The sequence below is a fragment of the Olleya sp. YS genome (assembly GCF_029760915.1).
Taxonomy (GTDB): domain Bacteria; phylum Bacteroidota; class Bacteroidia; order Flavobacteriales; family Flavobacteriaceae; genus Olleya.
Genome location: NZ_CP121685.1, coordinates 2,940,447 through 2,963,211, shown reverse-complemented (window position 1 = coordinate 2,963,211; position 22,765 = coordinate 2,940,447). Strand labels below are relative to the sequence as shown.

At 31.6% G+C, this 22,765-nt stretch carries 17 protein-coding genes; 4 read left to right on the top strand and 13 right to left on the bottom strand.

The features are described 5' to 3' along the window. Positions 1 to 170: 170 nt before the first annotated feature. The 7 genes from Ollyesu_RS13405 to clpB all read right to left on the bottom strand — a co-directional run bounded on the left by Ollyesu_RS13405 (position 171) and on the right by clpB (position 9,977). Positions 171 to 2,636 carry a DUF5686 and carboxypeptidase regulatory-like domain-containing protein gene (locus Ollyesu_RS13405; protein WP_279301727.1) on the bottom strand — a complete coding sequence of 822 codons (2,466 nt, stop codon included), beginning with the start codon at positions 2,634 to 2,636 and terminating at the stop codon, positions 171 to 173. Positions 2,637 to 2,741: 105 nt separating this feature from the next. Continuing rightward, positions 2,742 to 3,200, bottom strand: a complete 459-nt coding sequence (smpB, locus tag Ollyesu_RS13400) for an SsrA-binding protein SmpB (protein ID WP_279301726.1) — start codon at positions 3,198 to 3,200, stop codon at positions 2,742 to 2,744. Positions 3,201 to 3,259: 59 nt separating this feature from the next. After that, positions 3,260 to 3,772: a phosphoglycerate mutase family protein gene (locus Ollyesu_RS13395; protein ID WP_279301725.1), complete on the bottom strand. Its 513-nt coding sequence runs from the start codon at positions 3,770 to 3,772 to the stop codon at positions 3,260 to 3,262. A gap of 12 nt (positions 3,773 to 3,784) precedes the next feature. Next, positions 3,785 to 4,483, bottom strand: coding sequence for a purine-nucleoside phosphorylase (deoD, locus tag Ollyesu_RS13390; protein ID WP_279301724.1), 699 nt, complete (start codon positions 4,481 to 4,483; stop codon positions 3,785 to 3,787). A 73-nt stretch (positions 4,484 to 4,556) separates the two neighbouring features. Beyond that, a complete protein-coding gene (deoC, locus tag Ollyesu_RS13385) occupies positions 4,557 to 5,225 on the bottom strand; it encodes a deoxyribose-phosphate aldolase (protein ID WP_279301723.1) in 669 nt (222 codons plus the stop codon). A 70-nt stretch (positions 5,226 to 5,295) separates the two neighbouring features. Beyond that, entirely contained in the window at positions 5,296 to 7,212 is a 1,917-nt protein-coding gene (locus Ollyesu_RS13380) for a PEP/pyruvate-binding domain-containing protein (RefSeq protein WP_279301722.1), read from the bottom strand. A 155-nt stretch (positions 7,213 to 7,367) separates the two neighbouring features. Continuing rightward, the gene (gene clpB / locus Ollyesu_RS13375; protein ID WP_279301721.1) at positions 7,368 to 9,977 is read right to left on the bottom strand and encodes an ATP-dependent chaperone ClpB; all 2,610 of its coding nucleotides are present in this window, start codon (positions 9,975 to 9,977) and stop codon (positions 7,368 to 7,370) included. A 245-nt stretch (positions 9,978 to 10,222) separates the two neighbouring features. On the opposite strand from clpB, the gene Ollyesu_RS13370 reads away from it, so the two are divergent. From Ollyesu_RS13370 to Ollyesu_RS13360, 3 genes are all read left to right on the top strand, one after another. Next, on the top strand, positions 10,223 to 11,827 hold the full coding sequence (locus Ollyesu_RS13370) for a family 16 glycosylhydrolase (protein WP_279301720.1): 1,605 nt from the start codon (positions 10,223 to 10,225) through the stop codon (positions 11,825 to 11,827). A gap of 38 nt (positions 11,828 to 11,865) precedes the next feature. Further along, entirely contained in the window at positions 11,866 to 12,252 is a 387-nt protein-coding gene (ytxJ, locus tag Ollyesu_RS13365) for a bacillithiol system redox-active protein YtxJ (protein ID WP_279301719.1), read from the top strand. 73 nt (positions 12,253 to 12,325) lie between these two features. Continuing rightward, the gene (locus Ollyesu_RS13360; protein ID WP_279301718.1) at positions 12,326 to 12,772 is read left to right on the top strand and encodes a 2-dehydro-3-deoxyphosphooctonate aldolase; all 447 of its coding nucleotides are present in this window, start codon (positions 12,326 to 12,328) and stop codon (positions 12,770 to 12,772) included. Between the two features lie 93 nt (positions 12,773 to 12,865). Here the strand turns inward: Ollyesu_RS13360 and Ollyesu_RS13355 are convergent, their stop codons facing one another. The 3 genes from Ollyesu_RS13355 to fahA all read right to left on the bottom strand — a co-directional run bounded on the left by Ollyesu_RS13355 (position 12,866) and on the right by fahA (position 17,678). Next, positions 12,866 to 14,992 carry a hypothetical protein gene (locus tag Ollyesu_RS13355; RefSeq protein ID WP_279301717.1) on the bottom strand — a complete coding sequence of 709 codons (2,127 nt, stop codon included), beginning with the start codon at positions 14,990 to 14,992 and terminating at the stop codon, positions 12,866 to 12,868. A 93-nt stretch (positions 14,993 to 15,085) separates the two neighbouring features. After that, positions 15,086 to 16,267, bottom strand: coding sequence for a hypothetical protein (locus Ollyesu_RS13350; protein ID WP_279301716.1), 1,182 nt, complete (start codon positions 16,265 to 16,267; stop codon positions 15,086 to 15,088). 118 nt (positions 16,268 to 16,385) lie between these two features. Beyond that, entirely contained in the window at positions 16,386 to 17,678 is a 1,293-nt protein-coding gene (gene fahA / locus Ollyesu_RS13345; RefSeq protein ID WP_279301715.1) for a fumarylacetoacetase, read from the bottom strand. A 110-nt stretch (positions 17,679 to 17,788) separates the two neighbouring features. Here fahA and glyA point away from each other — a divergent pair, with 110 nt between their 5' ends. After that, complete coding sequence (gene glyA, locus Ollyesu_RS13340; protein WP_279301714.1) at positions 17,789 to 19,063, top strand: serine hydroxymethyltransferase; 1,275 nt, start codon at positions 17,789 to 17,791, stop codon at positions 19,061 to 19,063. Between the two features lie 81 nt (positions 19,064 to 19,144). Here the strand turns inward: glyA and Ollyesu_RS13335 are convergent, their stop codons facing one another. The 3 genes from Ollyesu_RS13335 to Ollyesu_RS13325 form a co-directional block, all read right to left on the bottom strand. After that, positions 19,145 to 20,707 (bottom strand): hypothetical protein, encoded by a 1,563-nt coding sequence (locus Ollyesu_RS13335; RefSeq protein ID WP_279301713.1) that lies wholly within the window; start codon positions 20,705 to 20,707, stop codon positions 19,145 to 19,147. A gap of 68 nt (positions 20,708 to 20,775) precedes the next feature. After that, a complete protein-coding gene (locus tag Ollyesu_RS13330; RefSeq protein WP_279301712.1) occupies positions 20,776 to 21,540 on the bottom strand; it encodes a hypothetical protein in 765 nt (254 codons plus the stop codon). A 90-nt stretch (positions 21,541 to 21,630) separates the two neighbouring features. Further along, the gene (locus Ollyesu_RS13325; protein ID WP_279301711.1) at positions 21,631 to 22,677 is read right to left on the bottom strand and encodes a carboxypeptidase-like regulatory domain-containing protein; all 1,047 of its coding nucleotides are present in this window, start codon (positions 22,675 to 22,677) and stop codon (positions 21,631 to 21,633) included. Between the last annotated feature and the right edge of the window lie 88 nt (positions 22,678 to 22,765).

The following is a 22,765-nucleotide window of genomic DNA, read 5'->3' as shown; positions in this document are numbered from 1 at the left end:
CAACCTAATCAGTGAGTTATGTGTCGGTGTTTTTCTAATTACATTAAAATGTCTTTGATGAAAATCGTTTAATTACTTCGACTGGTTTAATAAAAGTGTTTGATATCTGAAGTTGAATGAAATTAGTATTTATTTTTAATAAAATAATATCTACTGTTTTAGAATATGTATTAGAAACTAAACCCAAATAAAAAGGTATCATTAACCAAACCACTTCCTTGGTACGCTCTAACATAATCCACTCGTAAAAAACGTACTTTTCCCCAACCTAAATTGCTTAATCCAATAGAGTATTCGGTATATGGTTTGTTTTCTTTGGTTGCTGCTGCATTAAACCCTAAAACCAAGTTGTAATTAAGTTTATTTAATAAAGGGATTTTATTTAAAATATACCCTTTAAAGTTATGTTCTGAATGGATTTCGGCGTAAGCCTTATTGGTACTTAACGTATAATACGGTAAGATTTTAAAATTATTGATGTAATTACCATCTAATACCACATTGGTTTGATTACCATTAAAATGGTGGTAATCCATAAAGGCAATATTGTCTGCGTTATTAAAAACTCCTCCTTTAATAAAGTAGGTAAAATCCCCTTTGTTACCCAAGTTTACATTCTGGTAGAGTTGTGCCTTAAACTGATCAAAATTGTAGTTGTCGTTAGTACTTGCAAACCCTTTTTCGTAGCCTAAATATAGTGTTGGTATTTTACCATTTGGAATGTTAAATTTCCCGAAAGGATAACTCATATAATTCTGACCAAAATTAATTCGTGTATTTAAATTAAACTTCATGATATTATGTGTGTCAAACGACGCAACACCATAAGCAGTTGGGTCTACTGGATTATTGCTAGTGTAATCTCTGTTATCTTGCGGATACCAAGTTTGATCTGTGGTATTAAATAATGGTTGTCTGCGATTATAGCTTAAGGCTGAATTTATAAACAGTCCATTGACCAATTCTTGACTATAATTTAACTGTACGTAACTACGATCGTAAATCTTTAAAAAGTTTTTCTCAGCAAAGTTTGAGTAGGACGTGTTTAATGACTCTAAACTGGTCAAACTAGGATTAAATTGTTCTACTTTACTACCTCCAGATAAGGATATGAAGGCTCTGTTTTTTCTATTGAATCTATAATTAATTTGTCCTGTAGCTCTTAGTCTGTCATCAGACGCTCCATAATTGATTGTTGAAGACATGTTGAAGTATTTCTGATTATCTTCATATCGTTTTGTATAGTTGGCAGTAACAGCTCCATTCCATCCTTGGACAGTATTAAACGCCATTTTACTGAGAGGAGAGGAAATATTAAAATAGGTTTTATTGTATGAGTTGTTGTAACTGTAACCACCTAGAATATTACCTAATTTAAATTTGTTATTCACACCATCTATTGAGTCTAAATAAGGTTTTGATTCTCTAACTAATTGGATACTGTCTTTTCTAACATAGTCTTCAACCTCTGCATTGGTTAACGGAACAGGTCTTTTGTCTTCCCAAAACAGCGAATCTTTTTTGTTAGCATTATCTTCAAACGATAGGATTTCTCTTCCAAAATTATTTTTATCAAAATTTGGATTAAAGTTATAGTCGCTGTAAGCTGCTGTAAAACGACCATCACCTTTAATACCGAAAATTCCAAATTTAAAATCAAATAACTGTGTGGTTTTTACCCATAGTTTTTCAGCATCGTAGTAAGTAAAGGTCTGTTTAATTTTAAATATATCTACTGCTGGAATCTGTGCTTGCTGACCCGTTAAGGTGACATCTACACCAAACAAACTCCATTGATCTTCTATAACGTAAATAAAGCCACCAAACGCTTTGTCGTTTTCTCGTTTTGGAAGTAACTCTATTTTGTTTATTAAGTTTCCTAAGTCGTCATAAAATGTTCCAACTAGCTTGTATCTATAGTAATTAAAGGCAAAGTCTGCAATTGGCGAGACAATCTCGCTACCTAACTCAAAGGTGTTTTTGTAAAAATTGAATTCGACATCAGTTGCATTATTAAAACTAAACCCATTACTGTCTCCACTTATTTTTGAAGCTGTAATAGTCTCTTTTATTGGTTTAGGCGATAAGTATTCTAGTTTAGAAATGGTTTCGGATAAATAAACAATACCACTTCTGGTCGAGTCTAAAGCACCTTCTAAATCACCAATTTCTTGTCCTAATATTTTTTCTGGAACATCAACCAATTGTAATAATCCTCTGGAATAGAAATTGGCTTTATAAGCCTTAAGTTTATTGAGGTTGTCTTTTCGATTGGCAATGGTTTTTCTGATAATGTCGTTTGCTGGATTCTCATCAGAATTTATAACTACTTCGTCTAAATTAATATCTTCCTCGTATAAAATAACATCTAAAACGTATGGAAATGTTTTAATAGAAACACTTTTCTTAACCGTTTTATAGCCTAAATATTGAAATGTTACGATGTAATCTCCTGTTTTGGATAATTCTAAAGCATACTGACCATCATTGTTTGTAGTAGTTCCAGTGTAAGTATTTTCTATAAAAATATTAACGACTGGAAGTGGTTGGTTTTGGTCTGAAGTAACGGTTCCTGTAATTTGAGCAAAAGATAACGAACAGACAAAAGCAAATAGCGTAAAAAAAGAATATTTCATTTAAAGTTGGTTGTTTAATAGTATAGACGCACATTTTTATACAATGGTTGCCTAGCTTCAAACATATAACTTTAAGTTATTGCTAATTGTTATAAAAACTATAAATTATTTATAAATTTTCTTAATACGATCTAAGTTACGCTTGTTATCTCTGTCCTTGATGGTTTCACGCTTATCGTATAATTTTTTACCCTTAGCTAATGCTATATCTAGTTTTGCTAAGCCCTTTTCATTTAAAAATAACCGTAATGGAATGATAGTTAAACCAGAGGTGTTAACTTCTTTTTGAAGTTTTTTAAGTTCTTTTTTATTGAGTAGAAGTTTGCGTTCTGCTTTTGGTCTATGGTTATAGTAATTACCATAAGCATACTCTTGTACAGTCATATTTATTACAAACAGTTCGCCTTGTTCATTAAACTCACAAAACGACTCTGCAATAGAGGCTTGACTGTTTCTAATAGATTTAATCTCTGTACCAGTTAAAACAATTCCAGCAGTATATTTGTCTAAAATTTCATACTGAAATTTAGCCTTTTTATTAAGTATATTAATCTTTTTTTGCATCAGAGCAAAGTTATATAAATTAAGGTATTTAGCTAAATAAAATGATTGAAACTAAAGCTTTAAATGATGTCGATGACTTCATCTGTAATTTGACCGTTAGAAATGGTAATGATAAACAGTTTATAGTTAACGGTATCATCAATATCTTGATATTTTTTTTGATTAATAATAGCATTAACAAAGCTTGGAGTGGTGTTGCTATGTCCAACGATTAATACGTTTTGTCCTTGGGTTTGTTTTTTAAACGCTTCATAATCTGTATTTCTTGGATTGTATAGTATTATTGGAAGTTTTTTATTTACAGAAGTTGGGAATGCAGTTGCCAACGTACGTTTGTAATTGGTAGAATAAATGGCATCTAATTTTTTTCTTTTAAAATAACGTTTCCATCGTCTAGCACGTCGTTTTCCTTTTCTGGTTAACTCAGGATTTTTATTTGTGGCATCACTACGGTCTTTTTCTGCATGACGAATAAAGTAATAGGTTGTGGTTTGGTTTGTTTCATCTTGTTGTGCTTCAGCAGAAAATACTATACAATTAAGTAAAAGAAATAGTACTATTATTTTTTTCATTTTAAATATAGTTTAAGCAAGTTCTAAAGCAATTTCTACCATGTCTTTAAACGTAGTTTCGCGTTCTTTACTTGTTGTTTTCTCTCCTGTGACTAAAGAGTCTGATATGGTTAGTATAGATAATGCATTGACATTATGTTTTGCAGCAACCGTGTATAGTCCAGCAGTTTCCATTTCGACACACAATACACCAAATTTGCTCCATTTTTTGTAAGATTCAAAATCATCTGCATAAAACTCGTCAGACGTAAATACATTACCAGCTTTAATTGGGATGTTTTTTGTTTTTGCAGTTTCTACAGCTTTTTGAAACAATTCAAAACTAGCTGTAGGTGCGTAGTCTGCACCACCAAATCGCAACTCGTTAACACCAGAGTTTGACGATGCAGCCATAGCTAAAACAACGTCTCTAATTTTTACATGTTCTTGGTATGAGCCAGAACTACCAACACGAATTAGGTTTTTAACACCAAATTGAGTGATGAGTTCGTGTGCGTATATCGAGATACTAGGTACACCCATTCCGGTTCCCATAACAGAGACACGTTTACCTTGATAGGTACCAGTATAACCCAACATACCTCTGACTTCATTGAAGCAAATTGGATTGTCTAAAAACGTTTCGGCTATCCATTTTGCACGTAAAGGATCACCTGGTAATAATATAGTTTCTGCAATATCGCCTGAATTGGCTCCTATGTGTATGCTCATGTTTTAAGTTTGAAGTATTTAAAGTTATTTCCTTTGTCCTTGTGGACATTTCCCTAAGGGGAAAATTATATAATTAATAATTATTTCCTGTTGAAGCGTTGCCAGTTACAATAGCAATTCCGTTTGAAGTACCTATGCGTTGCACGCCAATATTGATATATTTTAAAGCAGTTTTTGTATCTCTAATACCACCAGATGCTTTTATTTTAGTAGTACCATTACCAATTGCATTTTTCATTAGTTTGACGTCCTTTATCGTGGCACCATCAGTACCAAATCCTGTGGATGTTTTAATAAAATCTGCGCCTGCTTTTATGGCTAATGTACTTGCTTTGGTGATTTCTTCTTCATTTAAATAACAGGTTTCTAAAATTACTTTCAAAACGTTGTTAGGCATTTGGTTTTTTACCGCTTCAATATCTTTTAAAACTGCTTCAAAATCGTTACTTTTTAAAAGTCCAATGTTTAAAACCATATCAATTTCATCAGCTCCATCTTTTAGTGCTTGTTTGGTTTCTTCGACTTTAGCAGCAGTACTCATAGCTCCTAACGGAAATCCAATAACACTACAGACTTTAACATTGCTTTGTTTTAATTCAACTTTAGCTAAGTTTACATAACAACTATTAACACAAACCGAAAAAAACTGATGTTGTTTAGCCTCTTGACATAGTTTAATGATGTCTGCTTTTGTAGCAGTTGCTTTTAGTAATGTATGATCTATGTATTGATGTAATTTCATAAATCAAATTTACACTTTTTGTAAAACAGTCCTGCTGATAATTGTCATAAAAATATAGGATTTTAATACATTAGTCGTTAAAATATCGCACCTGTTTAATATACAATTTTCTATCCTCATCCATTAATTTAAACTCGATATCTAAACCAAAATCTAAATATTTCTTTTTAGATTTATATACGTTATAATAATAGTGTTTTTTGATCTTTTCAAGTTGTTCAGACAAGTGGATAATTTCTGCTTCAGACATTACTAATTCGCCATTATTAAGGTTGGAATGTGAGATGATTTCCACAATGCGTTTGTCGTTATATAATTTAGAGGATGATCCAGAATAGCAAATAATCTGGTCGCAAGTAACACCATCTTCTGGCTGTACCACACTGGCTTCGCCAAGCTGTACGTTTATGACATTACCTAAATACTGTTTGCGATATAAATTCTTGGTAATAGCTACACCATTGGCTTTTTCGTTAGGGAAGGAGCGATGTACTAAAACACCCATTGCAATACTATTTTGATCGATATTAAAATACTCGCGTTCTAAAAAAGCACGTTCGTACCATAGACTGGACCATACCTTTTTAATGGCTTTTTCAATGGTTTTAATAGAGTCGCCTACAATTCCTGTTTTAGAATCATATAAACCTGCACCAGAAAACCCAACAATATCTTCTGCGTTTGTCGAGCTTCTAAAGCGCATGCGTTTAAAATCTCCAATTTCTATAATTTTTGCTTCTACTTTTGTGATTAAATCTGGATCAATAGGTGTTTTCTTAATTGTTTTTTGAATGGCTTTTAGTTGTTCGGTTAACACGTTTTTATCTTGATTGATACGATAGTTATATATCATATCCTTTACCATTCTATCAGCTCCAGATGCTTTTAAATGTGCTTCATAATAGTAAAACGGAATCGCAAAAGCGGATTCAGGCACTTTAAAATTATTGTTTTTTGCTAAATCATAAAGCACTCCAAAATTGGCTGCTTTTCCGCCAACGGTATTGACTAGTTTAGAATTTAAATCGTCAGCATTTATAAGTGTTTTTACAGTTGTGTTTTTTTCAAGAAATAGAATATCCTTCTTTTTCTTTTTAGTTTTTCTTTCAAACTGTTCTTTTGAGATTGGCTTGATGTAAAAAGTGTCCATAGCGACTTCAAACGATACATATTGGTTATCAAAACCTTTTAAAATATCAGATTGCATCGCTTTTGTATAAGCTGCAATTGGTATTTGTCGATTTTTTCCTAAAACAGAAATGTGACTTAAAGGCGTTTGTAAAATAGTGGTTATAACACCTGCAGTTATTGGTAATTCTAAAATGGGTTGGTCAATAACAATAATATCATACTTAGATATATTGTTATGTTTTAACGAGTCTACAGATACAAATTTTAAACATCCATAACTCTTATGAGTACTCACTGCTTGATAGGTTTGGTTACCATACAAATCTGATGCAGATTGTGTTGGGATTTGTAACACCGATTTCAATTTTTCTAATCGTGACGTGTTTAAAAAGAAATTAAACGTTTTAAAGTACGTTGCTTTTTGTATGGCTTCATAAAAGATTTTAATGTCTTCTATTTGCATCTCATCAATTGGTGATAGTTCTAAATTATAAGAATCATCAGCTAAGTAATGATTGATGTTTCCTAATAAAAACCGTTTATTAGGATGCTGTGCTTTATAATTTGCACTATTAAATTGTTTGATGTTTTCCGGAATTTCTAAATACCCTTTGCAAAAGTTAAAGTGATACTTAAACGTTTTACTATTTATAAAATATAGCTTGTTATCTTTTATATCGAAAGCCACTTTTAAAGCGTCAACATTACCATATTTGTTAGTAATTGGATTTGTTTTTAATGCATTAAAATCTGCTTCCGATTGTAAAACGCTTTTATATTTAGTTTGAGCATTAACAAAAGTTGAAGCAATTATAAAAAATACTATTAGTTGTTTTTTTAATTGAGATAAAGTCAAGTTATGTGTATTAGGTTAAAGCAATATAGCAGAAATGTAGCTTATAAAAAAAGCAACACGCCACTTTTAGAAAGTATTGTGTTGCTTCTTAACTAACCAACCAAATTAAAAACGTGTCATTTCACGCTTTATTTTATATTAACAGAAGTTTATGATTAAAATTCTTCTGTCACTAAATCTCCTTGATTTCTAAACACTAATTGACCATCAAACGCATCTAATAGTATAATACTATCTGTGCTTACTTTTCCTGATAAAATCTCTTTACTTAATTGATTAAGTACTTCTTTTTGAATCACTCGTTTTACTGGGCGTGCACCATATTCTGGATGATATCCTTTTTCTGCTAGATACTCGATAGCTTCTGGTGTTGCATCAAAGGTGATACCTTGTTTTGCAATCATTTTGGTGACACCTTTTAACTGTAAGCCTACAATTTCTGTAATATTATCTTGCGTTAAAGGTGTAAACATGATGGTATCATCAATTCTGTTTAAAAACTCAGGTCTAACCGTTTGTTTTAATAACGCTAATACATCTACTTTTGCAGCTTCTATTGCTGAGTCAACATCTTTAGTTGCTTCAAATCGCTCTTGTATGATTTGACTTCCCATATTGGATGTCATAATAATAATGGTGTTTTTAAAGTCGGCAGTACGTCCTTTATTATCCGTTAAGTGACCTTCATCCAATACTTGTAATAAGATATTAAACGTGTCTGGATGTGCTTTTTCAATTTCATCTAACAATACTACAGAATACGGTTTACGTCTAACTGCTTCGGTCAATTGTCCGCCTTCGTCATAACCAACGTATCCTGGAGGTGCACCAACTAATCTGCTTACTGCATGACGCTCTTGGTACTCGCTCATATCTATTCTGGTCATTGCGCTTTCATCATCAAACAGATATTCTGCTAATGCTTTAGCCAACTCGGTTTTACCAACTCCTGTGGTTCCTAAAAATAAGAAGGTACCAATAGGTTTTTGTGGGTTTTGTAAACCTGCACGACTACGTCTAACCGCATCACTTACAGCTACAATAGCTTCGTCTTGACCAACAACACGTTTGTGTAATTCGTCTTCCAATTTTAAAAGCTTCTCTCTATCTGATTGCAACATTTTAGTGACAGGAATTCCTGTCCATTTAGCCACAACTTCAGCAATATCTTCATAAGTTACTTCTTCTTTAATTAAAGAGCTTTCCGACTGATTGTCTTGCAAGTTTTTCTGAAGCTTTTCCAGTTCTTCTTGCGCTTCTTTAATCTTTCCGTAACGTAACTCTGCTACCTTACCATAATCGCCATCACGCTCAGCTTTTTCAGCTTCTAGCTTGAAGTTTTCGATATTTTGTTTAGTGTTTTGAATATTATCGACAACTTCTTTTTCACTTTTCCACTTGGCATTTATCTCATTGCGTTCTTCTTTAAGATTAGCTAATTCAGAGCGTAGACTCTTAAGTTTTACTTCATCTTTTTCACGCTTAATCGCTTCAATTTCAATTTCTAATTGCATGATTTTTCTATCTAAAACATCTAATTCTTCTGGTTTAGAATTAATTTCCATGCGCAATTTAGAAGCAGCTTCATCCATTAAGTCAATTGCTTTGTCTGGAAGAAATCTGTTAGTAATGTATCTTGTAGATAACTCGACTGCGCCAATAATAGCATCATCTTTAATACGTACTTTGTGGTGTGTCTCATACTTTTCTTTAATACCTCTTAAAATAGAAATGGCACTTTCTGTATCAGGCTCATCAACCATTACTTTCTGGAAACGACGCTCTAATGCTTTATCTTTTTCAAAGTACTTTTGGTACTCGTCTAAAGTAGTCGCTCCAATAGCACGTAATTCTCCACGAGCTAAAGCTGGTTTTAAGATATTTGCAGCATCCATTGCACCTTGTCCACCACCAGCACCAACCAATGTGTGGATTTCGTCAATAAATAATACGATGTCGCCATCACTCTCGGTTACTTCTTTGATGACAGCTTTAAGACGTTCTTCAAATTCGCCTTTAAATTTTGCACCTGCAATTAATGCTCCCATATCTAGAGCAAAAATTTGTTTATCTACTAGGTTTTCTGGGACATCACCATCAACAATTCTATGTGCTAATCCTTCTGCAATAGCGGTTTTACCAGTTCCTGGTTCACCCACTAAAATAGGATTATTTTTTGTGCGTCTGGATAAGATTTGAAGGATACGTCTAATCTCTTCATCACGACCAATCACTGGATCTAGTTTTCCGTCTTTGGCTAATTGATTTAAATTTTTAGCATATTTATTTAAAGAGTTGTACGTCTCTTCTTGACTTTGAGAGGTTACTCGGTCTCCTTTTCTTAATTCGTCAATAGCAGCTTTTAAACCTTTTTCGGTTACGCTTTGGTCTTTAAGCATTTGTGCTATTTTGCTATTAGATTTAAATATTGCTAGTATAAAATGCTCGACAGAGACGTAATCATCATTCATTGCTTTTGCAATAATTGAGGCTTCGTTTAAGGTTTTTCCAGCTTCTCTGGATAACATAATATCTGCTCCTGTAACTTTAGAAAAGCTTTCTAGTTGTTTGTCTAAAGCTTGTTCTAAAACATTAATATTTACATTCAGTTTTTTTAAGATGAATGGTAATACGTTTTCATCAACTTCAAAAATAGCTTTAAAAAAGTGCTCATTTTCTATTTGTTGATGCCCATAACTTTGCGCAATTTGTTGCGCACGTTGTATGGCTTCTTGCGATTTAATTGTATAATTATTTGGGTTCATATTTTTATTTTTTACTTCCGCTACAGCGAAAATGATTTTTAATTTTTTTAATTACTATCACTATAGGTCAATTATCTTACCAATTGTAAATTCTACTATTTTAATGCCAAAAAGTCATCTTAGGTATTGATTTTAAAGACATTTTGTCTGTTTTAATAGTTTTTAAATGGACTGTATGGCTTGTGTATAGTATCTATTTTAGACACTTGAACCGATTAACCTTATTTTTGAGTAAAATTATAATTATGCGCCATTTTTATTTGTTACTATTTTTTCTTTGTTCTTTAGTTAATGCTCAAGTTGTTCAAGACGATTTTGAAGGTGGCGGAACCATTACCTCATGGTATGGAGATAATTGTGGGATGAATATTAATTATGCAAATCCCTACCAACAAGGTATAAATACTTCCAATACTGTTTTAGAGTATAGTGATGTTGGTGGACAATACGCTAATGTGCAATTTGATGTAAATACTAACTTTGATTTAACTGTTAAAAACAGTTTTAGTTTAAAGATTTATGTACCATCTAGTGGATTGACTGGTAATCAGACTAATCAAATATCGTTAAAACTTCAGGATAAAAACTTAGCACAACCTTGGACGACTCAATCTGAAATTATTAAACCCATTGCATTAAATGCTTGGCAAGAAGTGACTTTTGATTTTGAGAATGACAATTATATAAATTTAGATGGAAATTCGCCACCACCTGTGCAAAGAACTGATTTCAACAGAGTTGTAATTCAGGTAAATGGTGAGAATAACTATGATTACGTATTAGCCTATTTAGACGATGTATTGTATTATGATAGTATTAGTACAGATCCTATTTATGATAATTTAGTGTGGTCTGACGAGTTTGATGGGTCTGGTGCAATAGATACCAATAAATGGTTTATGCAAACACAATTAATTGCAGGTGATAGTTGGGCAAATGGCGAACAGCAACACTATACTAATCGTATTGATAATGCTTACAGAGATAACGGAAGCTTAAAGATTGTAGCAAAAGGCGAAACATACACAGATCAAGGTGTGACTAAAAATTATACCTCTGCACGATTAAATTCTAAGTTTTCTTTTAAGAATGGACGAGTAGAAATTCGTGCTAAACTACCATCTATAGCAGGAACTTGGCCAGCAATGTGGTTATTAGGTAAAAACATTAACGAGGATGGTGGTTATTGGGATAATCAAGGATTTGGTACCACCTCTTGGCCAGCTTGTGGAGAAATTGATATTATGGAACCCAATATTGCTAAAAATCAAATTTTAGCCACTTGGCATTGGGATAATGGTAATGGCTATATGTATGATAGTAATAGTATTGCAACATCCAATGCTGATACATCTCAAAATTTTCATATTTACGAATTGGTTTGGAGTGAGCAAAACATGAAAATTTACATGGATGGGACTTTAATTAATCAATTAACGACGGTCGATCCTTTTAATCAAGAGTTTTATATTTTATTAAATGTAGCGATGGGCGGAAATTTAGGTGGACCAATCCAATCTGGTTTTAACCAAGATACTATGGAAATTGATTATGTAAGAGTCTATCAAGAAAGCACACTATCTGTTTCGGATATAAATTTGGACGACAATATATTGGTTTTTCCGAATCCAGCAACTGATATTTTAAATATTAAAATTAGCAATACTAGTCAACACCATGGAACACTTCAAGTTTTAGATGTTGCTGGTCGTTTAGTGACACAAAAGCAATTTAATATTAATAACACTACTTTAGTTTATGATACATCCGCTTTAAATGCAGGAATTTACTTTATGAAGTTGGAGTTTGATAATAATACCTCTAACACTTTTAAGTTTATAAAGGAATAATTTTTGTAAGTTTAAAAGTATTATACGACATTTAAACTATGGGTTTTTTTAAAAATATATTAGGCGGTTCATCTGAACCAAAAGAAGACAAAGTGCTTCCATGGAAGCCTTTAACGGAAGTCAATCAGTTAAAGGATATTGAAGCGTTGTCTAAAAGCAAAACACAAGTTATTTTTAAACATTCTACACGTTGCGGAATTAGTAAAATGGTACTTAACCAATTTACTCAAGCGTTTAATGTTGATGCCAATTTAGATGTATACTATTTAGATTTATTAAGTTACAGAGAGATGTCTAATGAGGTTGGATACCATTTTCAAGTGATGCATCAAAGTCCACAATTATTAATTATTAAAAATGGAGTAGTGGTTGCGCATGCCAGTCATGGAGAGATTAATGAGATTGATTTAGAAAGGTTTTTGTAAAACGTCTTTTGTGTATTAATTTTTTATTGACTAGTTTAGTTATAGATTTTCTTTAATTAATACTTCTCTTTAAATGATGAAACAATTAGCATTAGTAGGCATTATTATTTTATTTGCTTCGTGTACTTCTACAAAAAGCGCTTCAAAAAATGTATCAAAAAATCAAGCTCAAATTCTTAAGGACTATAATACATTTGTTATAAATGAAATTTCTACAGATAAAACATATGGACTAACTTCAAAAAACCCTGTAGAAGTTGGAGGAGCAAAAACAAAAGAAGGACCTTTAAACGAAAGAAGGTATTTAAATGCTTTAACTGGTCCTAATGGAGAAGAAATTTCTTACTTCAGAGCAGGAAGTTGTTGTCCAGTAAAAAGTGAAAATGGATTTATGGGAAGTGCTATGCTTGATAATTATCGAGTAACTTGGGAAGGGTCAAAAGACACGTTGTCTATTTACATTAATATGTATGATTCTGGTAAATTAAAAGCTCCTAAAGGTTTTGGTTTAAAGAAGTAATCACATTTTTCTTTTCTTTTATTTGAATCAGTACTTATAGATGTAATAACTGTTTATGTGTTAGATTGTAACTAAAGCAATAAACGTTAAACATTAAAGATCTATCACCTTATAAATCAAATCTCCATCTTCACTAACTCCATTAATAATTAGTTTTACATTATCATGTTCTGGTTTTTTAATTGAAATTATGTTAGAGGTATTTGGATTTAATGCTAAATCTGGAATCCAATCTAAAGTACTAAATGAATGTTCTGAGGTCTTATTTGGGTAAATTAAACTGTTATCATTTAATGTTTCTTGGTTAAAACTATAGCCTTTTATTGTTTTGTAAATTTTTGATATTACCTTTTTGTTTTTTATGCCACTTAAGTTTTTTCTACTTACAAGGTTTAGTCGGTTATTAAACATACTTCCAACTCCTGTGATGTCATAGGTTATTAACTCGTAGTTTGTTACTTGATCATTTGCTAACCTAAAACCTCCTACTTGACTTTCTGGATGTCCATCTATAACTATAGATACAAGTGTTTTGTCTCTCCTGTCCATAACATAAATATCTCCAAAATAACTAAAAACAATTAATCCTCTAACATTTCTTAAGTATTGCTCTAGGGTTGTTTTGTCTTTGTCTTCATCAATTAAATAGTAATCTGAAAATCCGTTTTTTATTCCTAAATAAGAGTTTTCTTTTAATATTTCTTTAATTCTTTTATCATTTTTTCTTCCTACGTTTTTTAAAACCACTTCATCTAATAACTCTACATTTTTGGATATTGGAAGGTCAATATCATCTGTAATTTTAGTAGGTAGATTAGATTTTTCTAAAACGGTTGTTTTAGTTATTTTTAACAGTGGTTTTTGTAAAATAGAATCTGCTTTGTAGTTTATAAATGTATTGTAAATAAAAAAATGACCTTCTTTATTTTTCTCATTTTCGTCTGTCAATGTCAATGAATATTGGGATGGATATGTTAAAAACAGATTGTTAAATTCAAAACTTCTATCTTCATTTAGTGGTTTACTAATCAAAATATTATCCTTCTTAGAGTATAACGTAATTTTATAATTGCTAGGATTATCCAACTTGGTATTTAATTGACCTTTTATTCTTAACCCTCTTTCATTATCATACAAAAGTGTTTTATCTAAAATGGATTGATACGGAAAGCTGTTTTTTTGTTGGTTGTAGTTTAGAGTTAATTGTTCTGGAGTATTAAAATTTTCATTTAATAGTACGTTTGTTATAGTTGAGTTGTAATCTATTACTTTGCTATCTTGGTGCTGTATACTAATACTTACATTAGCTTTTTTATAGATATTAATTAATGTAAGGTCAAGGGTTAAAGAGTCTTTAGTTTGGTTTATTTTTTTTGCTAAAATATCTGCATGTTGTTCTGCTTTATAATAAAATCTATTTTCTGCTAAAAGTTTATTATCACTATCAAATAGAGATATAGTGTTTAAACCCTCTAATACATCCTTCTTAAGAAAGTTAATACTGTACATTAAAAACTTTTCTGATAATACAAATGATGCAGTATTGGTAATGTATCCTTTTTTATGAAGTGCAGCATAAACAAACTTATTTTCTCTATTAGCGATAGCCTCTTTATTTGCTAACAATGTAAAGTTGATACGGTCAGAGTTGTCAGAGTTGCTTTTAGTTAACTGGAAACCCGATGTTTCTGTTTCAGAATTTTGTGCTGTGCTATTGTTGGTAATAATAGAATTACCAATGTCTTGAATAGTTTTGCTATCAGAGATAACAGATTTTGAATCGTCAAGATTTTGAATCAAAATTGAAAAGTTAGATCCTTTTTTAAAGTTTTTATTCCAATAGGTATCTAACTGTAGTGTATATTCACCGGATTTTAAATCTTTAGGTAACTTAACAGAACCATAAGTTTTACCATTTTCTACATAAAATAATTGACTTAAAACTAAGATATTATTAAAATCATAGAGATTAATGTAAAGATTAGTGGTTTCTGAGTTTGGCTTATTGTTATGTTCATTGACTACATAAGCCTTAAAAAACACACTTTCCCCAGTAAAATAAATGCTTTTATTTGTGTGCAGATAAAAGTTTTCAATATTATAATTATGGAACTTTTTATTTTTTTTTATTATAGAATAAAGTGGGTTTTCTTTAACACTGTCTTGGCAGAAGGCGGAAATTGAAATAAATAAAATAATAGTAAAAATAGAATAGCGCATAATGGTTAGTTTATTTAAATGCCACAACATTTATGCCTTAATTTACTACTTATTACTAAAAACGCCCAAATTAATTTGGGCGTTTTGGATGTTTTAACTTCTAAAACTATATCTAGTTATAATGCTTTTTAGTTTATACTTTAGGTCTTCACCTGTATCATAAACCATTTGCTCATTACTAGGGAAACGTATTTGTCTATTTCTAAGTAACTGGACGTCTTCTTCAGTTAAGGCTCTTTCATCTCCTCTAAACCTTCCAAAAGTGTTTTCAAATACAAACTCACTATCCATTGGAAAACTATCTAATATTTGATTTCTAGTTAAATCTGTATAAACCACTCTGGCAACTACTTGCGTCGATTTTAATTGGTTAACTTCAAAAAATCTAGCTTTAACCGTTACAATTTTGTCTTGCTTAACATCATTACCTAAGCTGTCTTTAACAACATTTCCGTTATCATCTAAGACATATTCCCATCCATCTATAATATTTTTTTTACGTATTAACTGTCTTTCGGTGATGTGCTCTGGAGAGACATTTATACGTCTTAATTGCAATTGCATCGCATAATCGTACTCAATATTTTCATCCACATTAGCATGATAAGCTGTCCAAAAATCATTTAAACCATAGGTGTTAAAATTTAACAAGTCTGCTTCTAAACGTTGTGGTATGATTTGATGGGTTTGATTTTCTATAGATACCAAAACAAAATCAGTGCCTTTAAAGTGTGCCTCATCCATTAGTTGTCTTACATCTTTGAAATTTGCATTTATGTTTTCTATCTGATTTAGTAATCTATAGGCTTCACGATTTTTAAATGTATCATCAGATTGCATTAATTGTAAAGCTTCTGTGTATTTATAGTCAGAGACTTTTGCTCTATAGTCTATAATTTCATCTGTATAATTATTAAAGTCAAACTTTAAAGTTTTACCCTCAATTTGTAGTGGTAATACTCTTTTTATGGCATTTTGACGCGAGTCTAACTCTAAATACGTATTAAATATTATCTCGTAATTAGCAGGATTACCATCCGACTTTAAATGATTTAATGCAATTATATCTTCTTCAACCACTTTATAGTAAGCATCTTGAAGCATCAACGCGTAATCATATTTACGTTTTTTGTCTTTATTAGTTTCTAATTTTTTTAGCGCATTGGTAATGGCTAAATCATAATTACCAGAATGTAATTGCTTCTGGATTTGTTTTCTTCCAACACAAGATGTTAGTACCAGAAGAAGTACTGTAATACGTGTAAAATTTTTCATCTTTTTTGGATTTAATTGGTTTCTATTATAATAGAAATTCAATATGCGTGCCAAACGATAATAAAAAACCCTTAAATTATATAATTTAAGGGTTAAGTTTTTGACTTATAGTAAGTTATTATTTATTCTTTTTAGGCTCAAAAATGGGTAACAGTTTTGTTTTAACTTCTCCAAAGCCAATTCTGGTGCCTTCTTTTTCGCAATACCCTCTCATAATAACAGTATCGTTATCGTTGATAAATTTACGCACAGAGCCATCTTTCATTTTAATAGGTTTTTCACCTCTCCATGATAGTTCTAACATTGATCCATAACTGTCTGGAGTTGGTCCAGAAATAGTACCACTTCCCATCATATCTCCAGAATTTACTGGACATCCATTTACGGTATGATGCGCCAATTGTTGCGACATGCTCCAATACATATATTTAAAGTTGGACTTGGTCACAACAGTTTCCTTTGCTTTTTCTGGCTGAATGGCTACTTCTAAGTTTATATCGTAACTTTTTTTACCGTTTTGTTGTAAGTATGGTAATAGCTTTTTAAGTGGTTTTGGACTGTCTGTTTTAAACGGTTGTAACGCATCTAAGGTTACTATCCAAGGAGAAATTGATGACGCAAAGTTTTTGGCTAAAAACGGTCCTAAAGGAACGTATTCCCACTTTTGGATATCACGTGCAGACCAATCGTTAAATAGTACCAACCCAAAGATGTATTCTTCTGCTTCATCTACAGGTATTGGTTCGCCTAAATCATTAGCATCTGTGGTGATAAACGCCATTTCTAATTCAAAATCCACTAATTTACTTGGTCCAAAAACAGGCTCTGAAGCTCCAGCTGGTAATGTTTGACCTTGAGGTCTGTGCACAGGTATTCCAGACGGAATTATAGAACTACTTCTTCCATGATAACCCACTGGAATATGTAACCAATTAGGTAAAAGCGCATTATCTGGATCTCTAAACATAGTTCCTACATTGGTCGCATGTTCTATACTAGAGTAAAAATCGGTATAATCACCAATCTGAACTGGTAATTGCATTTCAATTTCATCTAATCTAAATAGCACAATTTCTTTATGCTTAACATTATTTTTCAATGAATTATTATCAGCATCAAATATTTCAGCAATTCTATTTCTTACCAAACGCCACGTTTTACGTCCATCTGCAATAAAATCGTTTAGTGTATCTTGAAGAAAGATATCGTCGGTTAACGGAATCCCCTCAAAATAACCTAACTGATGCAAAGCACCCAAATCTATTGCTGTATCACCAATACGAGTTCCGATGGTAATAATATCATCTCTTGTTAAAAACACACCAAAAGGTATATTTTGAATAGGGAAATCTGAATTTTTATCGACGTGAAGCCAAGACTTTCTATCTGGATTATTTGCGGATAATGGCATATTGAGGTATGTTAATTTGTTGTTTATAAATTATAAGTAAATATATGTTTTTTGAATTATTTAAGAGTAGTATTTCTTATTTTTGATAAAAATTTAACTCTAATTACAATATGCAACGCGACGAACAGATTTTTGAACTTATTCAAGCCGAAAAAGAGCGACAATTACACGGAATAGAATTGATAGCATCAGAAAACTTTGTAAGTGACCAAGTTATGGAAGCTGCAGGATCTGTATTAACCAATAAATATGCTGAAGGCTATCCTGGAAAGCGTTATTATGGTGGTTGTGAAGTGGTAGATGAAGTCGAGCAAATTGCAATTGACAGAGCAAAAACGTTGTTTGGAGCCGAATATGCTAACGTGCAGCCTCACTCTGGAAGTCAAGCTAATACAGCCGTATATCATGCAGTATTAAAACCTGGTGACAAAATTTTAGGTTTTGATTTGTCACATGGTGGACATTTAACCCATGGGTCTCCTGTTAATTTTTCAGGAAAATTATATAATCCTGTGTTTTACGGAGTAGAAGAGGCAACAGGTATTTTAAATTATGACAAAATTCAAGAGATTGCTACAAAAGAAAAGCCACAATTGATTATTGCTGGTGCATCTGCTTATTCTAGAGATATAGATTTTAAACGTTTTAGAGCAATTGCAGATAGTGTTGGTGCATTGTTATTAGCAGATATTTCTCATCCTTCAGGATTAATTGCAAAAGGTATTTTAAACGATCCGATTCCGCATTGTCATATAGTAACAACAACTACACATAAAACATTACGTGGACCAAGAGGAGGATTGATATTAATGGGTAAAGACTTTGAAAACCCATTTGGACTAAAGCTTAAAAACGGAAATTTAAGAATGATGTCCTCACTTTTAGATTCTGGAGTATTCCCAGGAAACCAAGGTGGACCGTTAGAACATATTATTGCTGCAAAAGCTATAGCTTTTGGAGAAGCATTAACAGAGCCATTTATGCATTATATGCTACAAGTCAAGAAAAATGCAGCAGCTATGGCAGAAGCTTTTGTAAAGCGTGATTATAAAATTATCTCTGGAGGTACAGACAACCATATGATGTTAATTGACTTACGTAACAAAAATATTACTGGTAAAGATGCCGAAAAAGCTTTAGTAAAAGCAGATATAACCGTTAATAAAAACATGGTGCCTTTTGACGATAAGTCGCCTTTTGTAACTTCTGGAATTAGAGTAGGTACTGCAGCTATTACAACAAGAGGTTTAAAAGAAAACGAAATGGAGGCAATAGTAGAGTTAATAGATCAAGTTATACAAAACCATGAAAATGAAGCTGTGCTTGACCAGATAGCAGTTAAAGTTAACGCTATGATGAGTGAGTTACCTCTTTTTAGTGCATAAAATAGAAATTAATATTTCGCTTTCGCGGAAAAAAAGCCAGCTTTTAAGCTGGTTTTTTTTTGTTTTATCATATTAATATTCTTACTCAAAAGTAATATGCTGATAAGCACCTAAATCTGGACTTGCAGTTCTGTTAACACCTAAAATATCTGTTGGTACTTGGTTAGCAAATGTGGTATTACCTTGTCCGTTTGCAGCAGAATCATCACCAATAATTAAATCATTTTCAAATGCATTTCTAAAATTAGGATCTTGATTAAAAATCATATTTTCATAATGTGTCGTGTCTTCAAAATTATAGTTGTCACTATTAAAAAAGTTGCTACCATCCTCAAAACGTAATAAACAATTAGTAAATTTAAAGTTGAATGGGATTGGAGAGGTTTCATCCTGAAGCTCGTCGATTAATAACTCTGGATTGTCATTTCCGTAAATAATACAGTTGTTAAAATTGGCTTCTGTTAATTCTGTAATAAACGCGTTATTATCTGCATCTGTCACAAAGTTATTAATTAATAACGCTGGAAATTGTCTAAAACTACTATCCCAATAATTAGCAATGGTAGAGTGTGTGACGTTATATTTTCCACCAAATGTTGCACCAAAACTAGACTGTCCAGCATTGTTTAGTACAATGTTTTCTGCAGTTATAGACGTGTTTCTACCTAAAATACCAAACGTACTCACATTATAAATTTGAGAATTGGTAATGGTTAATTTGTCTTGTGCAGCATCTGCATTACCATCTGATAAAATTCCGACTGTTGCATTTTTAATAGTCGCATAATTAATAGTATTGTTTATACTATTTTCAAATAGCCAAATGGTTCCCCATTGTCCAGGTACATCACTAAATAAAGGCTCTAGACGGTCGCCTTCAAAAATAACTTCGTTTTCTAATAATTCTTCATCGTTACTTAAAGCACCATTTATATTTAGAGTAGCACCTTCACTAACTAACAATCCAGAATTAGCATGAAAATGCACACGTGCTCCAGCATTTATAATTAAGGTTTCACCAGTTGGTACTGCTGCGTAACCATAAATAATATAAGGTTTTTCATTAGTAAAGGTTAACTCTTCAGGAAGTAATTCGCGACCTTGTATTTCAGTTTCTACTTGTTGACCATCTATGGTTAGTGTTAGTGTTTCAACAATTCCTGTGGTATTATCTCTGTCAGGATAGATAAAGGTTGCATCTTTAACTAAGGTGACTAAATCTACATCTTGCTGGTTTTCGCCAGTATCAAATAATATTTTATCTGTGTATAAAAACTCATTACTAAGTAATGGCTCTGTGTTAGTATTAAAAGTGGTTTCTATAAAAATAAACAGACTGTCTTTGGCTAATAATTGGACGTTATCAAAGCTTTTACCAGCTTGTCCATCTACATTTAATCGGTAACCAGAATTATCACCATTTTCTAATCTAACAGAAGGGATAGCGATATCTTCATCACTAGAATTATATACTTTTAAATTATAGGTGCTAGAGCCAATGTTAGCAAAAATGGTATCTAAATAGACTGTGTCTTTAGAGAAACCAAGGTTTCCGGTGCTTGCTTGAAATTCAAAATCCTTACGACAAGAACTCCATAACAAAATAAAACCAATACAGCAGATTAAATATAGCGTACGCTTCATAAATTGTAATTGTAACTTTGGTTGACTAAAATATAACTTTTGAATTAATGATTTAGTATCTATAAGGTTTAATTCTTCTTTAAAAGGTCTTTTTTTAAATCATCTACAATTTTATTAAAGTCTTTACTCAAAGCAATAAGGTTTTCAATAAGATAAATCTCATGGGATTTTTCAAGTAATTCACTATTTAAATTCTGCTCGACTACATATTCTAAAAATAAGTGTTTATAGTTCTTGTCTATTCTAAGAGTGTTATTAAGAAAATCATTTGTGAATATCGCAGATGTAGTAAATAAAGTTTCTAAAGCATAATAATCTATAGCAACAAATGGCTTTTCTTCATATTTATCTTTGTTTTTGAAAAGGTTAAAAACTAAGCCTAATAATGCTTTAATATTAAGATCAGCACTTGAACTTCCTCTAGAGTATAAATGAGGGTTATTTTTAATGTCTTCTAATATTTGATTTTTAAGTGTTACTTCAACAACTTCTATATCTGCTAATTGTTCTTTATAAGCATTAATTAATTGTACTTCTTCTAAAGTATTGGTTATTTTTTTTAGGTCAATCACAATTGATTCTGAAACGTGAATTTCTTTAACCACTATTATTTGTTCATGATAAAATAATGAACTTATTTTAAGAGTATCATTTACTTTTCCGCCAATAGAGAACTCGCCATTTGCATTAGACGCAGTTATTTTATTATTCGCTAAATTTTCAATTTTAATGTTTTCTACTGTAGAAATGGAGTCGTACACTATACCACTAATAGTTTGTGAAGATGCTGTGAATACAACAAGAAAGAAAATTAAGTATAGTAACGTTTTCAAAAGTTGATTAGTTGTTGTCTATCCAAAAATAGAATTAACGACTAATCAAGCATTAAAATTAAGAGACTTTAACAACGCATTTAAGAACTGTTAACTTTTATTTGCACGTCTTTCTAGACGTTTGCATTTTCTTTCAGCTTTAGCTTTTTGGCGTTTTTCTCTATTTTTCTCTTTATTTATTTTCTTTAAGCGTCTTATTTCTAACCTTTCTTCTTTTGTTTTTCTATAATGTCGATTTACAGTGAAAGCACCACCAACAATAACTTCATCATAATAATAATCTGGATCAAGTTTAATATTTACTAATGTGTTATCTTTAATTACATAATCTTTACTTTCATATCCAATATAACTAGCGGTTAATACATCATTTTTGTTAACCTCTAATGAATAATTACCATCAAAATCGGTTGATGTTCCTTTGTTTGTCCCTTTTATTACAATATTAGCAGTTGGTAATGGTAAATTGTTTTCATCTGTTATAACTCCAGAAATGGTAATGGTGTTGTCGGAATCTTTAATTTCTGTTTTTTCAACCATTTCAATAGAAATATAGTTATTGTTTTCTACTAAAATTTCAAAATTTTGATAGCTTTCATGAGAAAAAACTAGTACGGAAGTATTGCTAACCTTTATGGTATAATGTCCTTCAACATTAGTTTTAGTAAAGTTGTTAGTACCCTTTTCTGATATTAAAACATTTGGTAACGGTTTGTTATTATTACCAATGACACGTCCAGAAATGATCTTAGTTTTTAATATAGATTGTGCAATTTTTCCTTTAATGTGATTTGTTGTATTTACAGAAGTCGTATCTGTTTTTGGTTCTTGTTGTGCGTAAGCATTAGTATTACCAAAAGACAAGTAGGCAAGTACAGCTGTGCTAGCAACTGCTAAATAATTAGTACTATCTTTTCTGCTGTATGCTAAAGGTCTATCTAATTGTTGTTGTTTAAAACGACCACACAGTTTTCCTTCTTTTTCATAGGTTTTAACGATGTACTCATCTGTTTTATTAGTGAAATCTACGACTGTTTTTTCGCAAACTTTGCAATAACGACCTCGGTCTTTTGGTGTCATGGTGTTCCAGTCTTCATGACAAGGTTCTGGAATGGTTACTCTAATTTCAGTTCTCATGGTGGTTTGATTATTACATCAAATAACTAAAAGATATAAGAGTTTTAAAACCTGTAATGAGTGTATGGTACTTTTGGGTGAGTGAATA